The following is a 6,665-nucleotide window of genomic DNA, read 5'->3' as shown; positions in this document are numbered from 1 at the left end:
GGCGCGGATCGCTTTGCTCAGCCACTCCTCGGTGAACTCCTCGCGCGCGTCAATCATGATCGGCTCCACCCGGAGAACCTTCGCCTTCTCCTTGCTGACGCGCACCTCTTCCTCGCCCTGGCCGACGTCCACCGTAATGGGGACAATCTCATCTGCCCCGTACTTGCGCCGCAGCAGCTCCACGCCGAGAGACGAGTCCAGGCCGCCCGAGTAAGCGATGGCTGCTTTGCGCACCTTCGGCGCGGGCGTCTCGTCGATCTTGCGGATGATGTCAGCGACGTTCATGGCGAGTCTCCTGGGATAGTTGAGGGGCCCGACCCAGGCGCCCCAGAGGTACGTAGGGGCGCGGCATGCCACGCCCCGTTCCACCCGCCCGAAGAATACTATGCCCAGTAAAGCGTTGTCAAGGTGACGGGAACGACCGACGCAGGGAACGCCGGACCGGTGTCGCTCGGGTCTCACGACGGATCGGGCTGGCACGCGCGAGCGGTTTGTGACTCCGTCCGAACGCTAGCCCATCGCCTTGCGAAGGACCTCGGAGAGATGCCGGACGCGGACCCCAACGCCCTCCCGGTGCGCACCATACCCCAGTTGCGCGAGGCATGCCGGGCAGGACGTTACCACCGTGTCCGCGCCGGTCGCCGCGACGTTGGACATCTTACGTTCCAGGACCTGCATGCTCAACTCGTACTGGGTCACGACGTACGTCCCCGCCGCGCCGCAGCACCAGTCGGCTTCGCGCAGCGGCCTGAAGTCCACCTCTTCGATCGCCTCCAGCAACTCCGTGGGTCGCGCCGCCAGGCCTTGGTAGCGCCCGAGGTGACAGGGCTGATGGTATGTGACCGTGCCCTCCAGGCGCGCACCGGTCAGCAACTCCGGCGCGATCACCTCGGACAGATCGCGCGCGCGGGCAGCAAATGCAGCCGCTTCCTCCGCCTCCGGCGCGCCTCCCAACAGCTCTTCGTAGTGCTTGAGAAACGACGAGCAACTGGCGCAGTCCGCCACAATCAGGTCCGAGCCCGTCATCGCGCGCAGATTGGCCTCCGCCAGCTCGCGGGCGAGGTCGAGATGTCCATGAGTATAAGCCGGCAGGCCGCAGCAGATGTTGTCCGCGACGCGTATGCCGTATCCGCACTCGGCGAGCAGGCGCAGCGTGTCCTCGGCGGCGTCAGGATAGCCGAAGTTCATGCCGCAGCCGACGAAGTACACGATCGTCCCTCGCGGCCCCTGCTCAGGCAACCCCAGCCGCCCGAGGCGATCGCGAAGGAAGCTGTCTGGCGGCGACGGCATCATCGCGTCCGCCTCCGCCGCGCCCTTGGGAAACCACGGCAGCCACCGCAGGAGCCGCATCGCGCGCAGCGCCCCGGAGCGCTTCCCGAAGTACGCCAGCTTCATCAGGCGCGCCATGCGCCCTTGATCCGTGAGCACCGCTCGCATCACGCGCTCTTCGACGGCGGCGCCCGGCCGGTGTCGGTTGAATCCGCTGCGCGCCGCAGTCACTGCCCGGTCCGTTGGCAGCGCGGGGAAGCAGTGCGCCGTGCACGCACGGCACAGCAAGCACTGCGCGAACGCCGGCTCCATGTCGCTGTCGAGATCGAGTTCGCCATCGAGGACGCGGCGCAAATGCTCGTTGTGCCCGCGGGCGGTGGCCGCCTCGCGCCCGGTGATATGATAGATCGGGCACGCGGCCTGGCAAAACCCGCAGCGATTGCAGCGAGCCACCTGCTCTTGGATGGCGTCCAGCGCTGGATCGGCCACTCAGATTCCTCCCACAAACCGGCCTGGGCTGAGCACGCCCTTGGGATCGAACTCAGCCTTCAGCGCGCGCATAATGTTCTCGCCGGGATGTCCGGTGCCCCAGGTGCCTGAGGCCAGCTTCGCCCCGATCGGCGCGCGCTCGATGACGAGTCGCCCGCGCCGTTGCTCGACCGCCTCGCGCAGTGCCAGCACCGCTGGGCCCGCACTCTCGCCGTCAAACGCGACGCGAGCGATGCCGAGGGCGGGGCCGGCAGAGCACACGCACGCGCCGTTCTCACCCAGCAGCCGGTAGGCGTGACTGAAGACATCGAGCAAGGCTGCGGGCGGGGTCGCGATGCGCACGATTGCCGCCGATTCCCGCCACCGCCACACGCCGTCGCTGGCGATTCGCGACCAGTCTCGTCGGCTGTCGGCCAACGGCGCTCCTCCAGTCGCCTCGCACACGTCCGCGGCCGCCCTAATCTGGCGCTCCACCGCCGCCTCGGTCTCCTGCGCGCGGCACAGCAGCACCCATGCGTCGGCGTGACCAACGAGATCGCCCGTCAGTACCTCCGCCGCCGACAACTCAAGCTGGCTCGACGCGAGCCGCTGTGCGCATTCCACGGCTTGCGCCGGATGGGCGAATGCCCACGCCGACCACTCCGTGCGCTCGGCCACCGGCATCAGCTTGAAAGTGGCGGCGGTGATGATGCCCAATGTCCCGAGAGAACCGATGAACAGCTTGGGCAAATCGTAGCCCGTGACGTTCTTCACCGTCTTGCCGCCCACGGATATCACTTCGCCGGACGGCAGCGCGATGCGCATGCCCAGAACGCGGTCGCGGCAGCCGCCGTAGCGCATACGACCGGGGCCGTAGGAGTCGGTGGCGATTATGCCCCCTACGGTCGCATCCCTGTGCGGCGGATCCAGGGGTACCCACTGGCCGCGGCGGCCCAGTTCGGCCTGCAAGTCGGCGAGACGCGTTCCGGCGCGCACTGTGGCGGTAAGATCCTCCACGTCGTGCTCGATAACGCCGGTCAGCTTATCCAGCGACAAGGCATAATCGAACTGCCGCGGGGGCATGCCGAGGTCGAGCTTGGTGCGCGAGCCGACCGGTATGATGGCGGCGCCATCTTCTGCCGCGCCAGCGAGCAGCGCCGCGACGTCCTGCTCCGACCCGGCGCTCAGCAAGGCCTTGGGGCGCCGCTCGTCAATGACCAGATCTGGCGGTGGTTCCGTTGCGATGGCGCGCGGTGCGACGCGGTGCGGCACGGCTTGTTTCGCGTCTGGAATCTCGTCGGGCAGCATCTTCCCTGGGTTGCACAGCCCGCGAGGATCGAACGAACGCTTGACGGCAAAATGGGCGTTCAGTTCGGCAGGGGCGAGGAAGCGCGCCATCGCCTCGCGCTTCTCCAGGCCGATCCCGTGCTCCCCGCTGATGCTCCCGCCGGCGGCGACACACGCCTCCAGCATTTCCAGGGACGCCCGCTTGGCGCGGTCGCGTTGGTCCGGGTCGCGGTCATCGAGCAGGATGAGCGGGTGCAGATTGCCGTCTCCCGCGTGAAAGTTGTTGCCCACGCGCACGCCGTAGCGCGCCGCGATCTCCTGCGTTTGCCGCAGCACCTCCGGCAGCTTGTCGCGCGGCACCACGCCGTCATTCACCAGGAACGCCGAGGCCAGCCGAGCGGCCGCCCCGAAGGCGCCTCGCCGTCCGGCCCACAGGCGCTCCCGGTCGTGCTCGCTCGCCGCGCTGCGCACCTCGCGCGCCCCGTGTTGCCGGCAAATCGCCTCCGACCGCCGCGCCTCCTCGTCCACCGCCTCGCGCAGGCCGTCCACCTCGACGATCAGCACCGCCTCCGCATCCGTCGGGTAACCCGCGTCCATCGAGGCTTGGATGGCGCCTACCATGACCCGGTCTATCATCTCCAGCGCCGCAGGGACGATGCCGGCGGCGATGATCGCGGAAACCGCCTCGCTCGCGGTGTCCATCGAGTCGAAGACCGCGAGCAGAGTCCGCACGGACTCCGGGATCGCGGAAATGCGCACCGTGGCTTCGGTGACAATGCCCAGGGTCCCCTCCGAGCCGTTCATCAACCCCGCCAGGTCGTACCCTGGCTGATCAACCGCAGCCCCGCCGAACTGGGCGACCTCGGCGTCCGGCAGCACCACCTTCACGCCCAGCACGTGGTTCGTCGTCACGCCGTATTTCAGGCAATGCGGCCCGCCCGCGTTCTCGGCGACATTGCCCCCGACTGTCGAGACCTTCTGGCTCGCTGGATCGGGATGGAACACCCAGCCCAGCGGCGCCAGGGCGTCCTGAAGCGCGAGGTTCGTCATTCCCGGCTGCACGACGGCGCAGCGGTTCGGCACGTCAATGCCGAGCAGGCGATTGAGCCGGCTCAGTGCGATGACAATGCCGCCGCTCACCGGCACCGATCCTCCGCTCAGGTTCGTCCCCGCGCCGCGCGGGACGAACGGCACCCCCAAGCCGGCGGCCACCCGGACGACCTGCGCTACCTGGTCGGTCGAGTCGGGGAAGACGACGACTTCCGGGGGATGACGTTCGAGCGAGGAGTCATACGCGTAGAGCGCGAGGTCGGCGGGCGATGTGAGGACGTTGCCCTTGCCGACGATTCGACGAAGCTCACGCAGGACAGAGCGGCTCGCCGCGGCTTGGGCTGGGATGGATCGCGCCGCCACCGATTACCCTCGCTCCGGGCTTAAGAAGGCGTCGGGCACCGCATAGCCGGCCGCGTCCAGGAGGTCCAACAGCACCTGCCGCTTGTCCTGGTATTGGGCGTCGAACAGCGGCGCGCAGCGCAAGATCTCCGCGCGGCCCGCCGCCAGCTCCACCGCGAACGCGAGGCACGTGAGCCGCCCGCAGACCTTGCAGTTGATCCCCGGCAGCAGCTTGTAGATCTCCAGTTCGGTCAGCCGCTGGCGCCGATCGTGGACCGGCGTGATCTCATCGCGCCGTATATAAACGTCATTCAGCGAATCACGAATCCAGTCCGCCTGCGCGCGGGCGTCCGTCTCGTCGAGGATCTTCGCCATGAACACGCTGCGCGCGTAGATGGTGATGATGCGCCCGTCGCGGTTGACGGTCAGAGCCGGAGACGCGGGGTTGTAGATCGGTCGGCCGAGCACGGCGTTGAGGTACGGCAGCATCTCGCTGACATCGCACGACGGCTCCGCATTGACGCGTATCTTGCCCGGTTCGGAGGGGCAGGGGAGGATTCTCGTTATCTCTACGGTTTCGACGAAGTCAGACATGATCTCGGGTCGTGTCCTCGCGCTGTGGGGCGGCAGACGGCGTCTTGAGTGCTCCGGCGCTTCAGCAATGGCCGCATCCTGTTCTCATTGTATATACCCCGGCCAGGATTTGGCAACTGCAGCGCCCGTGTCGGGTACCCGCGCCGCCGGGCGACGCCAACTCTAGCGCGGTACCGGCCGGGGCGGCGCTTCCCTCGGCACGGCGCGCCACGCGCGTTCTCACGGCTTGCCCACCGCGGCAGCAGGTGAATACAATGGCGTCACGGAATGAAGTAACCGCATCGCTTCCGCATCAGGAGGGCCGCGATGAGACGGAAGTTGCGTATCTGGCTCGTTCCTCTGCTGCTCCCTGCCGTACTTGCCGCATCGTGCGCCGCTCAACGGGAAAAGGAAGTCACGGAACTCGTCACTCAGTACTTGGACTACGAGGTGGCGGGCAATTACCACGAACAGCACGCTCTGATTGATAGCGAATCCGCCAAGACGCTGCCGATTCCCGTGGGCGACATCCCCAACCCCTTCGATCCGAAACAGCTCGCCGAGTATGAGGTCAAAGACGTCGAAGTCGAGGGCGCAACCGCGCGCGCGGACATCCGAGCTGTGTTCCAGATCATATGGCAGGGTGGGCAGGGCCTGCCTGAGGAATATGACCTGAGCGTCTACGTCGTGCACCAGCCGCAGGAGTGGAAGGTGGACGAACTGAAGACGCGCATGGCATGGCTCGACACCGTCGTCGCCCCCGGGGCAGGCGACAACTGGCTGATGGTGGAGCAGAACCGTCGCCTGACGCAAGGGCATTAACGAACCTAGCGGCTGCCCCCGGCACTCCCACGTGTCGCGCCTCGTTGCGCCGTGCGGGGGGACTCGCAGTTCGTCACTAGCCCCCCTGCAGCATGCGCTCGCGCAGTTCCGCCAGCTCGATGGCGCCCTGCATGAAATGATACGCGGCGCGCGCTGCCGTCTCGGCGTCGGGCGTCTTCGCCATCTCGCTCAAGCTCACGGTGCCCTCGTACCCCACCTCCGCCAGCGCGCGCAGAATCCCGAGGAGATCCATGTGCCCCATGCTCGGCGGCAACCGGTCCTCGTCGGAGAAATGGAAGTGGACGAGCCACGGGCCTGCGTCGCGCGTCGCCCGCACCGGGTCGTGTTCCTCATAGTGCATGTGGTGCGTGTCGCCCATCACGCGCACGGCATCGTGACCGACCTCCCGCGCCAGCGCAACTCCCTGCCCGAGCGTGTGCACCAGCGCCCCGCTGCGCCCCGTGATCGGCTCGATCGCCAGCGTCACGCCGTGCTCCGCGGCGAACGGTGCCACCTCCTGGTATGACTCGACGGCGCGCTTCCACGCGTTCGGTCGCGCCGGCGGTTCGCCGTCCCACATCGGCACCGTCTCCAGAATGCGCGCCCCCAGCTCCGCGCCCCACGTCACGCTGTCCCTGATGCGGTCGAGCACCTCGCGGCGGACCGTGGCGTCGGCATCGGCGATCCCCGGGTGCCAGTCCATCATGGAGTGTATCTCCATGCCGCAGTCCGCGGCGATGTCGCGCAACCGCGCGACGGGCAGCTCGACCTCCGTCTTGCGCCGCATCTCGACGCGGCGATACCCGATGTCGGCGAGCCTGGGCAGGCTTACGTCTTCACTGCCGAGGTAGTTG

At 67.7% G+C, this 6,665-nt stretch carries 6 protein-coding genes; 1 reads left to right on the top strand and 5 read right to left on the bottom strand.

The features are described 5' to 3' along the window. The 4 genes from JSV65_14420 to JSV65_14405 all read right to left on the bottom strand — a co-directional run. On the bottom strand, window positions 1-285 hold a 285-nt coding region (locus JSV65_14420), incomplete at its 3' end, for an argininosuccinate synthase (GenBank protein UCH33748.1). A gap of 225 nt (window positions 286-510) precedes the next feature. Further along, the gene (locus JSV65_14415; GenBank protein UCH33747.1) at window positions 511-1,758 is read right to left on the bottom strand and encodes a (Fe-S)-binding protein; all 1,248 of its coding nucleotides are present in this window, start codon (window positions 1,756-1,758) and stop codon (window positions 511-513) included. Next, the gene (locus JSV65_14410; GenBank protein ID UCH33746.1) at window positions 1,759-4,437 is read right to left on the bottom strand and encodes an FAD-binding protein; all 2,679 of its coding nucleotides are present in this window, start codon (window positions 4,435-4,437) and stop codon (window positions 1,759-1,761) included. A gap of 3 nt (window positions 4,438-4,440) precedes the next feature. Beyond that, window positions 4,441-5,010 (bottom strand): Fe-S cluster protein, encoded by a 570-nt coding sequence (locus tag JSV65_14405; GenBank protein UCH33745.1) that lies wholly within the window; start codon window positions 5,008-5,010, stop codon window positions 4,441-4,443. A gap of 306 nt (window positions 5,011-5,316) precedes the next feature. On the opposite strand from JSV65_14405, the gene JSV65_14400 reads away from it, so the two are divergent. Continuing rightward, complete coding sequence (locus JSV65_14400; GenBank protein ID UCH33744.1) at window positions 5,317-5,811, top strand: hypothetical protein; 495 nt, start codon at window positions 5,317-5,319, stop codon at window positions 5,809-5,811. A 76-nt stretch (window positions 5,812-5,887) separates the two neighbouring features. Here JSV65_14400 and JSV65_14395 read toward each other — a convergent pair. Further along, window positions 5,888-6,665, bottom strand: a 778-nt coding sequence (locus tag JSV65_14395) for a sugar phosphate isomerase/epimerase (GenBank protein UCH33743.1), incomplete at its 5' end; no start/stop codon positions are given.

The organism is Armatimonadota bacterium (assembly GCA_020354555.1).
Lineage (GTDB): Bacteria > Armatimonadota > Hebobacteria.
The sequence above is the reverse complement of the archived record's forward strand: the minus strand, read 5'-3'. Positions and strand labels throughout refer to the sequence as shown.